The 18,111-nt window shown below is 56.5% G+C and carries 7 protein-coding genes; all 7 read left to right on the top strand.

The window, feature by feature from the left end:
* Window positions 1-74: 74 nt before the first annotated feature.
* Window positions 75-13,700: a carbohydrate-binding protein gene (locus ACT3XD_RS07345; RefSeq protein WP_225736107.1), complete on the top strand. Its 13,626-nt coding sequence runs from the start codon at window positions 75-77 to the stop codon at window positions 13,698-13,700.
* A gap of 214 nt (window positions 13,701-13,914) precedes the next feature.
* Complete coding sequence (locus tag ACT3XD_RS07350) at window positions 13,915-14,286, top strand: thiol-disulfide oxidoreductase DCC family protein (protein ID WP_192537651.1); 372 nt, start codon at window positions 13,915-13,917, stop codon at window positions 14,284-14,286.
* 55 nt (window positions 14,287-14,341) lie between these two features.
* Complete coding sequence (locus ACT3XD_RS07355) at window positions 14,342-14,893, top strand: hypothetical protein (protein ID WP_192537684.1); 552 nt, start codon at window positions 14,342-14,344, stop codon at window positions 14,891-14,893.
* A gap of 61 nt (window positions 14,894-14,954) precedes the next feature.
* Window positions 14,955-15,431 carry a YbhB/YbcL family Raf kinase inhibitor-like protein gene (locus ACT3XD_RS07360; protein ID WP_192537650.1) on the top strand — a complete coding sequence of 159 codons (477 nt, stop codon included), beginning with the start codon at window positions 14,955-14,957 and terminating at the stop codon, window positions 15,429-15,431.
* Between the two features lie 77 nt (window positions 15,432-15,508).
* Window positions 15,509-15,850 (top strand): zinc ribbon domain-containing protein YjdM, encoded by a 342-nt coding sequence (locus tag ACT3XD_RS07365; protein WP_192537649.1) that lies wholly within the window; start codon window positions 15,509-15,511, stop codon window positions 15,848-15,850.
* Between the two features lie 244 nt (window positions 15,851-16,094).
* Complete coding sequence (locus ACT3XD_RS07370) at window positions 16,095-16,559, top strand: SUF system Fe-S cluster assembly regulator (protein ID WP_192537648.1); 465 nt, start codon at window positions 16,095-16,097, stop codon at window positions 16,557-16,559.
* A gap of 67 nt (window positions 16,560-16,626) precedes the next feature.
* Window positions 16,627-18,069, top strand: coding sequence for a Fe-S cluster assembly protein SufB (gene sufB / locus ACT3XD_RS07375; RefSeq protein ID WP_192537647.1), 1,443 nt, complete (start codon window positions 16,627-16,629; stop codon window positions 18,067-18,069).
* Window positions 18,070-18,111: the final 42 nt, after the last annotated feature.

Genomic DNA, 18,111 nt, shown 5'->3' on the forward strand with positions numbered 1-18,111 from the left:
GGAACGGTTAATGGGTGCTCATAAGTGCATATCGAGTGCGCTTATAAAAAATAATTAAAGCCAAGGGGTAGACCATGTATTCAATGTCTTTTTTTGCCGGCCAAGCGAACACTCTGCTGAGTTCCATTAATGAGGGAGATCGCTTTGGCAGGGATACCTTCCATGACAACCAGCTTCACGTAACGCCATATGCCTCTCCTTGGGAGCCGTCTATTCATTCACTCAGGATGATCTGGGAAGATGGTCGCAACGAGATCTCAACATTTGAGAGCGTTGAGCGCCCCTTTGTTTTTGATGATTTACCCACGCCTGCCTTGGGAATGTTAAAGCTTCGCCTGGAAGCGTTGGATGCGTCTGGTCAGGTGTTGCCAGGCTCGAATATGGACATTGAGCTTGATGTGGCGCCAGAGAGTGAGCCCATTGAGCAGGCTACCTACGAAACAATACTGTTACAGGCTGATGAAGCCCCGGTGGCCGCGTTGGCCGTAACGCCCGACACTTTCTCTCCACTGCGTATACAAGCCGAAGATGCCGATGCGAGTGATGGCGCCTGGGCGGCTACTTCGGGCCCTGGCATTAACGTGGTTAGCGACCCCGTTCTGCAGCCGAATGCCGTCAATGCCGATGGTCAAGCTTATGTAGACTATGGCGATGGTATCAACGGTGGTGAGACGCTGACGTTCACATTCAGCGTTGCCGAAGCGGGAGAGTACGAGCTAGGGCTGGGCTATGCGCTTAGCCAGAACGATGACGGCTCTGATCGAAACCGTCCCTTGCGCTTGGACGTTAACGGCGAGCTGGTGGATCGCATGTTCGACCTTCCCAGCACCACTCTAAATGCCACTCCAACCGATTTTAGCGAATTCGGTGAGCGCACCATCCGTGTGCAGCTTGAGGCCGGCGAGAACACCGTTACCTTTACGTCCAACGGTGCCAGCGGGCCCAACGTCGATTATCTGGAAGTGCGCGCGCCGCATCCTGACGTCTATGTGATTCAGGGGGAAGACCTGGTGCTTTCTCCAACGGTTGATAACGACAACAGTGCAACCAACCGGGTAGTGACCGTCGACAATATTGCCGATTTTACGAGCGGCAGCGAAACTTTCCGAGTGGGCGCCGAGGGCGCAAGCTATCTTGATTGGGCCTTAAATAACGCCAATGCTTACGGTGAGTTCACGCTGGATGTCGCCACCGCCGGTACCTATAGCGTCACGGTGACCTATGCAAGTAGCTCCGGTCGCCCGTTGGATCTTTCTCTGGTTGATGCTGGTTCGACTACGCCATTAGGTACTTTTAATTTCGCCACAACGGCGGAGCCCGGCTACTATCCGGATGATGTCAGTGATGTGCCGACGGCCAACCAACCGGCAGCACCCACTAGTGGGAATCCGACTCGCCAGACCGAATGGGAAGGCTGGTCCACCGAAACCATTGAGGTCACGCTGGATGCCGGTAGTAACACCCTGCGTCTGGGGGGCGGTGCCAACGGCCCTAATATCGATAAGTTTGAGATAGCGTTGTTGGAAGCTGCGCCGCCGGCACCTACCATCCTGCTCAGCATCGCTGACGCTGATCCAGTCGTCGAGAGTGGTGATGAAGGCGTTACTACGCTTAGCTTCGCCTTGAGTGCCACGGAGGTTTTCAATGGTAACGTGGAACTGGCCCTCGACATTGACGGCGTCGCCGAGACCCGCACTGTCACCTTTACCGACGGTGTGGCTACGCTAACGGTCGATGTGGCCAATGATGCTGAAGACAATGGCAGCGAAACCGTCGCGGTCACGCTCGTTGGCGCTACGGGTGACGGCTTCGCTATCGACAGCGCTGCCACAACGGCGACCGGCAGCGTCAGTGAAGATGATGAAGAAATTGTCGTTCCCGCCGACCCAATCCGCCTACAGGCGGAAGATTTCGACAGTGCAACCACCTTCACCGTTGAAAATATTGCCGCCGCGGATGGTGGCCAGGCGATTCGCATGCTCGGCAACCGCGAAGGCACGGCGAGCTATTCGCTGGATGGCAAGGTGCCCGCGGGTACCTATACCGTTATTGTCGGCTATATCGATGAAAACGATGGTGAAAGCACTGCCCAACTGAGCATCGGCAACGCAGAAGGTGAAAGCTTCAGCGGCAGCTGGGTATTCGATGACGACGCCGAGAGCGGCAACGGTACTCAGATCCAAAACTTCCGCACCGTCAGCTTTACCAATGTAGCCGTAGGCGATGGCGCCACCCTGTCACTCAGCGCTAATTCGGCCGCCCTTGAGTACGCGCGCATCGACTACTTCGAGTTTGTGCCCACCGGCAGCGTCGACCCTGAGCCTGAACCCGCCATTCTGATCAGCATCGCTGATGCGGATACGGTCGTCGAAGGGGGCGATACGGGCGTCACAACGCTGAACTTCGCCTTGAGCGCTTCGGATGATTTCAGCGGCGATGTAGAACTTTCCCTCGACATTGATGGCGCCGCCGAGACTCGTACGGTCACCTTTACTGACGGTGTGGCAACGCTCGCCGTCGATGTAGCCAACGATGACGAAGACAACGGCACCGAGACCGTCGCGGTCACGCTCACCGGTGCTACGAGTGATAGCTTCGCTATTGACAGCGCTGCCGCAACGGCGACGGGCAGTGTGAGTGAAGATGATGAAGAGCTTGTCGTTCCCGCCGACCCAATCCGCCTACAGGCGGAAGATTTCGACAGTGCGACGACCTTCACCGTTGAGAACATAGCGGCCGCTGATGGCGGTCAGGCCATTCGCATGCCCGGCAACAGCGAAGGCACCGCGAGCTATTTACTGGATGGCAAGGTGGCAGCAGGCACCTACACCATTATTGTTGGCTATATCGATGAAAACGACGGTGAAAGCACCGCCCAGCTGAGTATCGGCAGCGCCGAAGGCGAAAGCTTCAGCGGCAACTGGGTCTTTGATGATGATGCCGACAGCGGCAACGGCGTTCAGGTTCAAAACTTCCGCACCGTCACCTTTACCGATGTGACCGTAGGCGATGACGCCACCCTGACGCTCACCGCCAACTCGACGGCGTTGGAGTACGCGCGCATCGACTATATCGAGTTTGTGCCTATGGGCAGCGTCGATCCTGAACCTGAACCCACCATCCTGATCAGCATCGCTGATGCGGATACGGTCGTAGAAGGTGGCGATACGGGCGTCACGACGCTGAACTTCGCCTTGAGCGCCTCGGACTCTTTCAGTGGCGATGTAGAGCTTGCACTAGAAATTGATGGTGTCGCCGAGACCCGTACCGTGACCTTTACCGACGGCGTCGCTACGCTCGCGGTTGATGTAGCCAACGATGATGAGGACAACGGCACCGAGACGGTCGCCGTCACGCTTACGGGCGCCACGGATGACAGCTTCGCTATCGACAGTACCGCCGCCACGGCCAGTGGTAGCGTGAGTGAAGATGACGCGGAGGTTGCCGAATTTATCCCCTTCGCTGTTCAGGCCGAAGAGGGCGTGTTGACCATCCTGGATAATGGCTCAAACGCTACCGTTACCACCATTCGTGATCCGGATAATCTCGAAGACAATTCCGACCTGCCCAACGGCTTGCGACCCGGGTTCACGGGTGAAGGTTACCTTGATTTCGGCGATACCGCGGGTGATGCAATAACGTTTGCGATCACGGTTCCGGAAGCGGGTAGCTACGATCTTAATATTCGCTACGCCAGCAACACCGGTCGCCCGCTTGATCTTAGCGTTAACGGAAGTGATGTCGACGCGCTGCCGTTTGCCAGTACTGATCCCGATGGCACCGGCCCCGAGGAAGGATTCAACCACTGGCTTTTTGAAACCGTTACGATCACCCTTGAGGCTGGCAGTAACAGTGTTTCACTGGCTATTCCCGCAGGCGCGACCACCGGCCCCAATATCGACCGCATTGAAATCACCGAGGAGGGCAGCGGCCCGATCCCGGTCGATGACAGCGCAGATGAAGATGGCAACCTGAGCCTGACTGTTGCCGACGATACTCTGGAGCCCGGCCAGCTCGCCACGGCAATGTTTAATGTTGCCGGTGCCGATGACGACATCGTGGCCTATGAAGTCAGCTTTGATGGCGGCGCCACTCGCACTGCCGTAACGCCTGCAGCAAACGGCGATATCAGCGTGGATCTCAGCGGTCAGAGCGGTAACGTTACCGTGACGCTGATCGTGACAGATGCTGCGGGTAACGAAGCTGAAGCCAGCGATAGCGTCACCATCGACGATGGCAGCGTAGTGGTGGAGCCCTTTACCGTGCAAGGTGAAGACGCCGTCGTTACCGACGTTGGCGGCACGGCCCAAGGAGCCGTTACACGTACGGTGGACGCAAGCAATCCCGATGACTTCGGCAATTACCGGGAAGGTGCGGTAGGCGGTGCCTATATGGATTTCGGCACCGATGCGGGTGACCAAATCACATTTAACATTGATGCGCCCACCGCGGGCACCTACACCGCCACCATCCGCTATGCCAACGGGGGGACTGCGCCTCGGCCATTGGATCTGGCGGTTAATGGTGCAGGACAACCCCAAGTTGCCTTTACCAATGCCCTAGATGATGGCGTCAATGACCCTTGGGATGCGTGGCTTGAGCAGGAGATACAGGTAACGCTCGAAGAGGGCGCCAATACGTTAACGCTGACGATTCCCACGGCGGCCAATGGTGGCGTGGCTAACGGCCCTAATATCGATCAGATCGTATTCGACTTCAATGATGGCGAAACGCCTCCTGCACCGTTTACCTTCGAGATTCAGGGCGAAGCGCTAGCCATCGATGATCCGGATAACGTAGGCACCACATTGGATACCCAGGTGCGCAATGCCGCGAATCCTGAAACTAACGAGGCCGCCGGTGCCGATGGCCTCTGGGATGGCTTTACGGGAAGCGGCTATCTGGATATGGGCGGTGATATTGGCGACGCCGCCTCCTTCAATGTTGTCGCCGATGAGGCGGGCACCTATACGTTGACCGTGCGCTATGCCAATGCGGGCAGCAACGGTGCTGACCGGCCCATGGATATTCTGGTCGGAGGTGAGTCCCAGGGCAGCCTGGCCTTTGTATCAACCGGCGTGGGTACCACCGACTGGCAGAACTGGACGGATACCACGATCGAGGTTGAACTCGAGGCGGGCAGCAACACCATCCGGCTGGAGAATCTGACCGCAGCGGGCCCCAATATCGACCGCCTGAGCATTACCCGTGACGGTGTCGAGCCGCCGGACGTGGTAGAGCCGGGTGAGCGCTTCTCGGTCAAGATAAACTTCCAGCCAGAAGGAGTAGCGGTGCCTGAAGGGTATATCGCCGATAACGGTAAAGCCTTCGGCACTCAGTCGGTGACCATCGATGGCCAAACCTACCAGTACGGCTGGGTGACCGAAGCGTCGATTTACGATGGTGAACCCGGCACTACGCCGCTGGATATATCGAGCCTGACCAGCGTGGCGGTCAATGACCGTACCGATGATATCGCGGGTCTCGACCCACGCCAGGGCACCTATGCCCACTTTGACCAGCCCGGAAGCAACTATGTACGCGCCGGTTGGGAGATTGAGCTTGCCGACGGCTACTATGAGGTCACCATTTCGATTGGCGATACCTCAGGCCCTTACGACAGCCGCAATGTGCTGAACGCGGAGGGCGAGCTGTTCAACGACCCCTTCACGCCTTTCCGACCAGATGATTTCCCAGCCGACGGTAACCCGGCCGACGACACCGATGGTGTACGTTCTGACCTCGTGACTCGTATCGTGCAGGTCACTGATGGCCGTCTGACGCTGGACTCTATGGGCCTGGATAACGAGAACACTGAGATCCAGTACATTGAGATTCAGTCGCTGCCGGACCTGACCCCGGACGATGACCGCGCCGCCCCAGAGGATTACGCCTTCTTCACCGATGCGCGGGCTATTGCCGGTGTCGGGCAAAACGAGGTGGAGGTTGATCTTGATCCAGAGAATGGCGCTATTCCTACCGGCGTTGACCCGACTTCGGATATTTTCGTAGGTATCTCGGTGGTCGACGGGCGTGGCGGAGCCTTGCTTGAGAGCCTTAACGATGGCTCTGTAAAGCTGTTTGAAACGGTCACCGGCGAGGAGGTTTCCTTTAACGTCAATACGACGGGCGGTTTCGACTCACTGACGATTTCGCCCAGCGGCATACTCAAACCGTTTACCAGCTATACGTTAGTAATTGATGGCTTTCAGGACCGTGGCCCTAACGATGACGCTTTGGCGCCGACCCGTGAGTTCCAGAAATACACCAATACCTTCGTCACTGGTGAAACGCCCGAGGTGGTTGCCCGTGACGTGGCCTTCAACGATGTGGTTGAACTCAATGGCGCCGCAGACAACGCCTTTGGCTTCACGTCGCTTGAAATTACCTCTGACGGTTCGACCATGTACGTGGCCACCATTGGCGGTCAGATCCTGCGCTTTGACATCGATCCAAGCGACGGCTCGTTGGTCAACCGTCAGGCGCTTTCGCTGCCAAGCGATTACTTCTTCGAAGCGGGGGCTGAGAGCGGTAACGACCGACGGGGCATTATCGGCCTGACGGTCGATCCCACCGATTCGAACGTGCTGTGGATCACCGACAACTATCCCATCCCGCTCAATGGGCGCGATAACGGCGTGCCGGAGTTCAGCGGTCGCATTACCAAGATCACCCTGGATGGCGGCAGCGATTTTTCCGGTGTCGCCGAGCCCTACATTACGGGGCTTCCGCGCTCTAACGGCGACCACGTGACTAACAGCCTCGAGTTCCGCGCCAATCCGGATTATGACGCGGCTACCAACCCCGACGTGCCGACGCATCTGCTGTATCTGATTCAAGGCTCCAACTCGGCCATGGGTGAACCGGATAGCGCCTGGGGCAACCGCCCCGAGCGTCTGCTGAACGCCGCCGTGATGGAGATTGATCCGACCCGCGATGCGCCTCCTGGAGGCTTTGATGTCTCCACTGAACCTGTGCCTAATAACGGCCAGAACACGCGCTATGATGACCCGGATGGCCATCCCAAGGATGATCCGATTCCCATGGGCAACGGCGAATTCCTGGTATTTGATGAGCGTGGTGTCGCCACGGTGCAGGATGCTGACGGCACCGTGCTCCAGAGCTTTTATGACCCCTATGCCGAAGACGCGGTGCTGACGATCTTCGCCACCGGGGCGCGGAACGCCTATGACCTGGTGTGGCACTCCAACGGCTTCCTGTATGTGCCGACCAACGGCTCGGCGGCAGGCGGCAACGTACCGGACGACCCTTCAACGCCTGAAAACGAGCGTTACACCAACGTCGAAAAACAGGACGACTATCTGTTCAAGATCGTTGAGGGGGGCTATTACGGTCACCCCAATCCGCTGCGCGATGAGTACATCATGAATGGCGGCAACCCGACGGGCGGCAGCGACCCCAACCAGGTTGACCGCTATCCTGTCGGCACCAACCCTGAGGGCACCTACGATATCTCTGGCGTTTATTCACTTGGCGAAAACCGCTCACCCAACGGCGCGGTGGAGTACACCAGTGGCGTGTTCGGCGGCAACCTGCAAGGTAACGTGCTGTTCACCGAGTACTCGGGTGGCGACGACATTCGCTCAATCACGCTGGATGCTAACGGCAATGTGATCGGTGATGACGTGCTGCGCGATCCTAACGGCAACGTTATCACCTATGTAGATCCGCTGGATATTATCGAGAACCCGGTTACTGGACAGCTCTACGTGTTGACGCTGAACCGCGGTAATGGCCAGAGCCAAATCATTCGCTTAGACCCGGCGCCGGGTGGAGTGGTGGATCCGGTTGATCCCGAACCAGGTGATTTGGAATCGCTGCTGATCATTCAGGCAGAAGATAAGACGCCGGATGACGGCACCGCCGTGACGATTGCCACCGGTGCTGGCGCCGAGATCCAGATCCGCGATGCCAGTAACCCGGAAACTACCCAAGGCCTGCCCAACGGCCTGCGCCCGGGATCCTTCGGTGTGGATGGCAATACCAACGATAACGATGGTGTTTTGGGAGGCTATGCCGATTTTGGCTCTACTAACGTCGACTTCCTCACCTTCACCTTTGATCTGAGCGCCGCTCAGGCAGGCGATTCGGTACTCAGGCTGCGCTATGCCAACGGTGGCGATGCCAATCGTCCTCTTGAGGTGTTCGTCAACAATGTCAGTGTCGGCGTGTTCGACTTTAGCCCGCCGCCAGGCCTGACCGGTGACGCGGCCTGGGCCGAGTGGTTGACCGAAGACGTGGCGGCCACGTTGGTCAGCGGCCAGAATACGGTGCGCTTGCAAGCCACTGCCAATACCGGCCCCAATATCGATCAGCTGGAAATCCTGCAAGGCACGCCGGATACCACGCCGGACGTGATCCAATATGAAGCCGAAAGCGCGACGTTGGATGGCCCGGTGGTAGTGCTTTCGAGTAACGATGATCGCAATGCCTCCGGTGACGGCTTTGTCGACTTTGATGGAACGGGCGATCAGACGATTACCTGGACCATTGATGTCAGCGAGGCGGGTAGCTACGACATCGGCTTCCGCTATGCCTTGGATACGACAAAAGCTGATCGCCCGCTGGGCCTGACTATCAACGGTGTCGATCTGGGACAACTGAACTTTGAAGGTCAAAGCAACGCCGCCGAGGATAACTGGTTCTTCCAAAACACCCTGGTGACATTACAAGCGGGCAGCAATACCGTTACCCTGACTGCGCCGAACGGCGTGGGTCCCAACATCGACCTGCTGCAGGTGCCGAATGCGCCGACCGATAACTTCGTCCCGGCATATGCCGACGTTTCGGATGGGTCGCGTATCGAGCTTGAGAGCGGCGACAGTGCTCGCACCATTAACGAGCTAACCGCCGACTTCTACTTCACGGTCGATGCCGACGGTCTCTATCGCCTTGACTTGGCGGCGAATGCCGGGGGTGACGATGGCCAGGGGCTGTCGCTAACCCTTAACGGCCAGACGGTTAAAGTACTGGCCTATCCGGGCGTGGGAGAGGCTGGCGAAGAGGGTGTTTATGTCGAGCTCAAAGCGGGTGTGGAATACAACCTGCGTGCCGTTTCCACGGCCGATGGCGCCGATGATCTGGACTATTTGGATGTAATGCCAGTCTCTGGCAACGATAATGCCGATATCGCGGTGCAAAGCGGCGATGCTGCCTATTTCTCTGATCGGCTGCACTTCAGCTATCTGGAGAACGACAGCGCCTCGAACCCCAATCGCGACTTCAAGGAAAGCGCGACGGTCACGATCTCCAACACCGGCAGCGATGTGCTTGAGATACTTGACGCCGATATTGAAGGCCCGTTTGTGCTGGAAAACCCCAGCGTCTTTGAAGGCTTGACGCTCGCCGCCGGTGAATCGCTTGAGGTGACGGTCTTGTTCGACCGTGGCAGCTATACAGCACCTACCAACGACGCGGGAGATGGTGTGTTCGAAGGCCGCATTCGTTTGGTCACCAATGACGCTGATTCGCCGGTGGCTGAGATCCATATGGCCGGCTTCTGGCAGGCGCGTGACGAGGGCGGCTGGGAACCCAACGTCAATGAAGTCTGGGAAGTGTTTGGCTTTGGTAACCGTATCGATGGCCTGACCACGGTGGGCGGCGGAGAGAACTCCGTGCTCAACGATTTCGATCTCTATCGGCCCGTTAACGATGATGAAGTCATGTCGCGCTATTGGGCATTGGCAGATGGCGTCGGGGAAGCCAAGATTACTCAGTTAGCGGCCTACCACGGCGATGGTGGTGCAACCCTGGGCATCCATAATCCAGGAAATAAAAACCAGGACATCATCTTCAGCAACCATGCGGGAGATAATAACCAGTCCCTTCTACCGGTAAAAAGCAATGGGCAGTTCGCTACCGCGAGCTTCTCGCTTGACGATATTCCCGGCAGTTGGACCGGCCAGGGTGTGTTTGGGATTGAGGTTGCCAATCTTTCCACCGACCCGTCGCTTAATCCCCAAGGTGGTGGTACGCCGCCAGCCGATGCTGAAGGCATCGAACGGGGCTACACCGTGCGTATGTTCCGGGCGCTGGATGCTAACGGCAACGTGATTCCCAATACCTATCTGGGCATCATGGATTACACCGGCATCAACTACGATTACAACGACAACATGTTCCTCATTGAGGGCGTGACGCCGGTGATCGGTGGTGAACTCACGGTGATTAATAACGACGGCGTGCCGTCCAATGACCGCCTGGTGATGTCACGCATCGAGAACCCGGCCAACGCGGCGCAAATGGTGCATGATGAAGTAACCATCACGCTCAGAAACGATGGTATTGAGAACCTTGATATCGAAAGCATCGAGGTCAGCGATACGACATTGTTCGAACTTACCCAGGCGTTCTCTGCGGTGACGCTGGAGCCTGGTGAGGCCATTGATGTGACGGTGCGCTTTATTGCCAATGACCCCAACGATGCAAGCCTCTATGAAGCGAGCCTGATCATCAATTCAAGCGATGCCGACGAGGGCGAAAAGGTTATCCAACTGGCGGGCCTGGCTCAAAACCAGTCTGAAAGCGGTCAAGAGCCCCTGGTCCAGGAAATCATCAACGCCTTCGGCTACACCACCAATGTGGCTGAAGGACAGATGAACAAGGGTGGTTTGGTGGAAGCCAATGGTGACGAAATTCTGGCACCGTACTTCCAGCGTGCTGAGGGCAGCTCACCAATCAAGATCTCTCAGCTGGCGGCCTATCACACCCAAGGCGATGTGGCTCGGCTATTCATCCACGATGTGGATAGCCGCAACCGTGATGAAATTCTGGCCCACGACGAGGCGGATGGTCAGACGTTATTGCCGCGCACGCTTAACAACGGCAACCAGCTGACCATAACTACCCTGGATCGTGATGCGCCGTTTGGCTTCTTCGCTGAGATATCGGGCCGTCAGGGCTACATTTCCTGGTCGGATCCGGATGCTAACCTCTACGAGGACACTATTGATGCCATTGGTAACCCGGGCACCAATCTCAACTGGGACGCAAGCGACGGCCATCTGATCCGCGTGTATATCGCCAAGGACGCCGCGGGCAACGTCATTCCTGACACCTATATCGTGATCCAGGACTATGCCGGGGTGAACTACGACTACAACGACAATATCTTCCTGGTCGAAAACGTTACCCCCTACGACCCGACAGGAGCGGAGGATGCCGACGGCAACGGCCGGGTGGATCTGTACGACGACGATAACAACGACGGCGTGCCGAACTTCCTCGATAACCCTGAACCAACCGGCCAGACCGCCTTTAATGCTAGTGAGACCGCCTGGGTGGTGGGCAGTGATGGCTTGGCGCTGGAAGCGAAGCTGTATGACAACGGCGGCCAGGGCGTAGCGTATAACGACACCACGCCAGACCATCAGGGTGCTGCGTTCCGCTCCGACGAGGCGGTCGATATCTCAAACGGTACCGAGGCACTGGGTTACATCGCGGATGGTGAGTGGGTCGAGTACACCTTAAGCGTAGAAACAGCGGGCACCTATACGCTGAGCTTCTCAACCTCTGCGACGAGCAGTGGCAAGACGATTACCGCCGCGTTCGAGCAGGATGGCGAGTTCTACACCCCATCGCAGGTGCAGAGTCTTCCCAACACCGGTAGCTTCACCAGCTTCCAGACCGTGGGTCCGCTGACCTTCGATCTGGAGGAAGGGGAGCAGGTGCTGCGGCTGACCTTCAACGGTGGTCAGTTGGATCTGGCGTCGTTCAACCTCGACTTTGTAGCGCCTGTCGATGATGGCCAGAGTGCTTACAACGACACCCAAACCGCTTGGGAGGTAGGCGCTGATGGGCTGAGCCTGGAGGCACGTTTGTATGATAACGGCGGCCAGGGTGTGGCCTATAACGACTCGGATGCCGCCCACCAGGGTGGTTCCTTCCGCTCCGACGAGGCGGTGGATATCTCCACTCCATCGCAAGCGATCGGTTTCATAGAGAACGGCGAATGGGTCGAGTACACCATTAATGTGACAGAAGATGGTGTTTATGATCTCGGCTTTTTGACCGCCATGGCCTCGACCAATTCGACCGCCCGCTCCATTACCGCGAGCTTTGCCAAGGGCGATACGCCTTACGTAACGGCTTCACCGGTAGGGGTGTTACCAACCGGCAGTTGGACAACGTTCACCCAGACCAGCACCACGCAGGTAGCGCTTGAAGCCGGCGAGCAGGTGTTACGACTTACCTTTAACGGTGGGTCCATGGATCTGGCCTCGTTCAACCTGGCTCCCGTCGATCAGACCCCAGTCAATCAGGCGCCGGTGGTAGAGGAAGGCATCGACGATGTCACCCTGGTGGAGGGGGAAGCAATTAACTTCAGCCTGCCTGTGGATGCGTTTGTCGACGCCGATGGCGATAGCTTGACGTATACCGCCAGTGGCCTACCCAGCGGAATTTCTATGTCTCCGGACGGAGTTTTCTCCGGAACGGCTACCGCGGCGGGAAGCTTCGACATTATCGTTACGGCTTCTGACGGCCAGGCTAGCGTGCAAGCAGGCTTTACGCTAGCAGTAGAAGAAGCCCCCGTAGATGACGGTCAACAGGCCTTCACCGCCAATGGTGAGGCGTGGCTAGTGGGCGGTAACTTCAGCCTCAAGGCCGTAAACTATGATGAGGGAGGTCAGGGGGTTGCCTACAACGATGTCGATGACTTCCAGATCGGTACGGAAGTACGTCCCGGTGACGGTGTGGATATCGTGGGTAATGGCGATGCCATCGGTTGGGTGGATGAAGGCGAATGGGTGGAATACACGCTCAACATTCAGCAGGCCGGCGTTTATGACCTATCCTTCCTGTCAGCGCTTGGGGACGTTAACGGCTCTCAGCGCAGCATTACAGCCACCTTTACTCAAGGTGACGGTACGCCGTACTCATCGAGCGGCCCGGTGGTGGTATCGCCGACCGGCGGCTGGGGTAACTTCCAGCCCACCAATGCTTCTCAGGTAGCGCTTGAAGCTGGCGAGCAGGTATTGCGGCTCACCTTCAATGGTGGATCGATGGACTTGGCCTCGTTCACTCTGTCGCGCGATGGGCAGCAGGCGTTCAACGCTGAAGGAACGCCATGGCTAGTGGATGCCAATGATGGCTTGACGCTCGATGCGGTGAACTACGATGAGGGTGGTCAAGGCGTTGCCTACAACGACGCGGATGCCTTCCAGATCGGCACAGAAGTGCGCCCTGGCGACGGTGTGGATATCGTCGGGGAAGGAGAGGCTGTCGGCTGGGTGGATGAGGGCGAGTGGTTGGAGTACACCATTAACGTTGAGCAGGCGGGAAATCATACCCTGTCGTTCGTTACCTCAAGCCCCAACGACGGGCGCACGATCACCGCAGCGGTGGAGCAAAATGGCGGCTTCTATGAGCAGGCCAGCGGTGCGGTACCCAACTCTGGCGACTGGGGCGTGTATGTCGATGGGCCCTCGCTGACGCTGGATTTAGAGGAAGGCGTTCAGGTTCTGCGCATTACCTTCAACGGCGGCTCCATGGATCTGGCGTCTTTCCAGATCACTCGAGATGCGGGCGCGGAAGCAGCCAGCGCTTCGAACATGGGTATGATGATGGCCATGGCCTCTGAAGCGAATGATGCTGCTTATCTAGATGAGGAGGTAGCTGCTCTCAGCGACGATGTCAGCATTAGCGGAGTACAGGACGATGCGCAGAGCGCATTGATGTAACGTGCATAAGTAGGGCTTCTTTGGCACTCACAGTGGTGCTAATGAAATAGAAGGTGTTAATAAAGCCTGCGAGGCCGTTCATTTGGCATCGCAGGCTTTTTTGATTGTCGTTTGACGGTTAACCGCGGATGCTTGCCGAATTGCGCTGCAGTGGGGTTGCCTCTGGCGGGGTAAGTGCCACACTTAATCGGTAAAACGTTACCTAGAGCTGACTATGCCTAATCACGATGTCATCAATGTCTATTACGATGCGGTTTGCCCCAGCTGCCGCAAAGACAGACAGCGCTATGAGCGTTGGGCGGGCGAAGGGGCAAGCGATATTCGCTGGTGCGATGTGAGCGAATATCAGCAGGCGTTGCGAAATAAAGGGATAGCGCCGGAGGCGGCCTTAAGGTCGCTGCATATTGAGCAAACCGACGGGCGCATCGTTGAGGGGATTGATGCCTATCGGCTATTAATGGCGCGCGTTGCATTGTTGCGTCCAGTGGCCTGGGTTATTGGCTTGCCGCTTATTAAACCCGGGTTACGCAAGCTGTATGATGGCTGGGTAAAAAGACGTTTAAAACGCCAGGGCCGTTGGTCATGATGTTGGTCATGGATATGGCAGGTCTATTGTGAGGGAGTGCACAGGGAGCATGAAAATGCAGCAAAAAGTGTTGTATGTCTTACTGCTGGGAAGCGTATTGTTAGCCGGATGTGCGGGCAGCCAGCGTACATCCGCGCCCGAAAATCCGCGCACGGTTGACGTGCCGGTTTCCCAAACGCCGCCCCCGGCAGCGCCGAATACTTACGCCAATACGGCTTCGGCGACCGACTGGGTGCCGCCGCTCTTTGTAAGCCCTGAAGAAGAGGCGTCTTACTATGTAAGCCGGCTTTCCGACCGGCGGTTTGTTTCCACCTACGGTGATCGTGAGAATCCACGGGTGTGGTATATCGCGGCAGAACGATTAGGCGAAATTGGCTTGTCCGCCGTGCCTCTGCTGTTTTCACGTTTGGATACACACGATGAGTATGAGCAAATGCTGGTGCTGTATGCGCTACAGCTGGCAACGCAAGATCCGCTCTTGATGGTGAACACAGGTGGAAGCTACGTTCAACTGCCCACCGTGCTGAATCCTGCCGGTAACGCAGAAAATGTCGAGATAGCTCGGCAGTGGTGGCAACAAAACTCAGGTTTTCTGAACCGGCCTTGATAGCGGCACTCTTTCCAGCCACCCTGTACTAAGCGTCATTGGCTAACCCAAGGAGAGACAAATGGCATTTGCACGATCATCCATGCAAGTTACCAGTACGGCTTTTGAGCAGCATCAGGCGATTCCTGCACGTTATACCGGCGAAGGTGAGGATGTATCTCCACCGCTTGCCTGGCATAACGCCCCTGAAGGTACCAAAGGGTTTGCGGTGATCTGCCATGACCCCGATGCGCCGCTTGTTAAAGACGGCAGCTACGGGTTTATTCACTGGACTCTTTATAATCTGCCGGGCGATATTACGGGCCTTGAGGAAAATACCCCGATCGGTACGCCAGGCAGCAACGACTTCGACAAGCGCGGCTATGGCGGCCCGATGCCACCTGAAGGGCATGGCAAGCACCTTTACTATTTCTTGGTGCTGGCGCTGGATCATCAAACGGCGCTGCCGGAAGGGCTCAGCATGGCCGAGCTTTTAAAAGAAGTTGAGCCGCATCTATTAGGCATTGACCGCCTGGTGGGCACTTACCAGCGGGGCTGATAGCCTCTCAGACTGGAGCATTTTGTCCATTCGGTGTAGGCTCCATCGCTTTCTTATTGCCCGCGATGGAGCCGTCCATGAACGAACTGCCTAACTGTCCCTCCTGCGCCTCAACGTTTACATACGATGACGGCTTGCAGTACGTGTGCCCGGAATGTGGCCATGAATGGTCAAAAACGGCAAATACCGACGCGGCGGATGACGCTCCAAGCGTGCGTGATGCTAACGGTAACCTGCTTTTTGACGGTGACAGCGTAACGGTTATCAAGGACCTGAAGGTCAAGGGTAGCTCGTTGGTGGTTAAGGTAGGCACGAAGGTCAAGAGTATTCGTATCGTCGAGGGCGACCACGATATTGACTGTAAAGTTGATGGTATTGGTCCTATGAAGCTCAAATCGGAGTTTGTTAAAAAGGCCTGATTGCTTAATGCACTATAAAACCTACCCCTTTACGCGGTAGGTTTTTTTATATCGAGTAGCAAATAGAATTCTTAAATGATAATGATTGGCGTTTTTGATGGCATTTGCATCGAACGTGCCAAGAATAAGGCTAATTTGCCAATGATTGTGCGTTAGGGCTTCACATCAATTTTATACAGGACTAAAATGGTACCCAATTAATACGTACGCCAGCTTGATGACTGACTAATTAATAGGAGTCGACATGCTAAAGCTTTCTCGGCTGACTGATTACGCCGCTGTGGTTATGGCGCAGATTGCGCGTCACCCTCAGGCATCGCATGCGGCAGCTGATCTCGCCGAAGCCGTTCAGCTACCGCATCCAACGGTTAGTAAAACGCTTAAAATGTTGGTTCGGGCAGGGCTCTTAGCATCGCAGCGCGGCGCTCAGGGGGGGTATCGGCTCGCTAGGCCCGCGTCGCAAATTACCGCAGCCGACATTATTTCGGCCATTGAAGGGCCCGTAGCGATGACGGAGTGTAGCCAAGCCCAAGGCGAGTGTGACTTGGTTGCAACATGCGGTGTGGCCGATAACTGGCAGCGCGTGTCGCTAGCGATTCGTACCCTGCTTGAAAGCGTGACATTGGCCCATTTAGCGGCGTCCACGCCCCTTAAGCTGCCCGTGCAATTACCGATTCAAAGTATCAGCCTATCGGCGGTTTCTGCGTAACGACTAGGCAATTTATCCTTATTGACGGCGAGGAGACCTCGCCACCAACTGCCCGGAGGGTAACACCATGGCAACCGAAGAAATGGAACAGTTGGTTCGTCGCGAATACAAAGATGGCTTTGTAACCGATATCGAAAGCGACACTCTTCCTCCTGGCCTGGATGAAGGCACGATTGCTTTTATCTCCAAGAAAAAGGGCGAGCCAGAGTGGATGCTTGAGTGGCGTCTTGACGCTTATCGGCAGTGGCTGAACATGAAGGAACCCTCCTGGGCGCACCTGGATTACCCGCCGATCGATTATCAGGCTATTTCCTATTTCAGTGCTCCCAAGCGCCCGGAAGATGGCCCACAAAGTCTGGATGAGGTCGATCCCAAGCTGCTGGAAACTTACGAGAAACTGGGTATTCCGCTGCATGAGCGTGCAGCGCTTGCCGGTGTGGCCGTCGATGCCGTGTTTGACTCGGTATCGGTTACCACTACGTTCAAAAAAGAGCTGTCTGAAGCCGGCGTTATCTTCTGCTCCATTTCTGAGGCGATTCGCGACTACCCCGAGCTGATCAAGCAGTATCTGGGCACCGTGGTGCCGGTAGCGGATAACTACTTTGCCGCGCTTAATTCGGCGGTATTTACCGACGGCTCGTTCGTGTTTGTACCAGAAGGCGTTACCTGCCCGATGGAGCTATCCACTTACTTCCGTATCAACGCCGCCAATACTGGGCAGTTCGAGCGCACGCTGATTATCTGTGAAAACCGTGCTCAGGTGTCTTACCTGGAAGGCTGTACCGCGCCGATGCGCGATGAGAACCAGCTGCACGCGGCGGTTGTTGAGCTTGTTGCGCTAGATGATGCGTACATCAAGTACTCCACCGTACAGAACTGGTACCCCGGTGATGAGAACGGCAAGGGCGGTATCTATAACTTTGTGACCAAGCGTGGCGATTGCCGCGGTGCGCGTTCGCGCATTAGCTGGACGCAGGTTGAAACCGGCTCGGCCATTACCTGGAAATATCCTTCTTGCGTGCTGCGCGGTAAAGACAGCATCGGTGAATTCTACTCTGTCGCCGTCACCAACGGCCGCCAGCAGGCAGATACCGGCACCAAGATGATTCACATCGGTGAAGGCACGCGCTCTTATATCGTGGCTAAAGGTATCTCGGCAGGTAAAAGTGACCAATCCTACCGCGGGCTGGTGAAAATTGGCCCACGTGCCAAAGGCGCACGTAACTTCACCCAGTGCGATTCGCTACTGATTGGTGACAAGTGTGGCGCACATACTTTCCCTTATCAGGAAATTGGCAACAGCACGGCCACTATTGAACACGAGGCTACCACCTCCAAAATTGGTGAAGACCAGCTGTTCTACTGCCGTAGCCGGGGCATTTCCGAAGAAGACGCGGTCAGCATGATCGTGAATGGTTTTTGTAAGGATGTATTCCAGGAGCTGCCGATGGAGTTTGCGGTAGAAGCGGAAGCGCTCTTGAACGTGACGTTGGAAGGCGCGGTAGGCTAATCGTTTAGCCGGTTTGCCGTACAAATTACTTTGATACGCGTC

It is taken from the genome of Halomonas sp. AOP7-B1-5, from assembly GCF_052353045.1.
In the GTDB taxonomy this organism is placed as follows: Bacteria; Pseudomonadota; Gammaproteobacteria; order Pseudomonadales; family Halomonadaceae; genus Vreelandella; species Vreelandella colorata.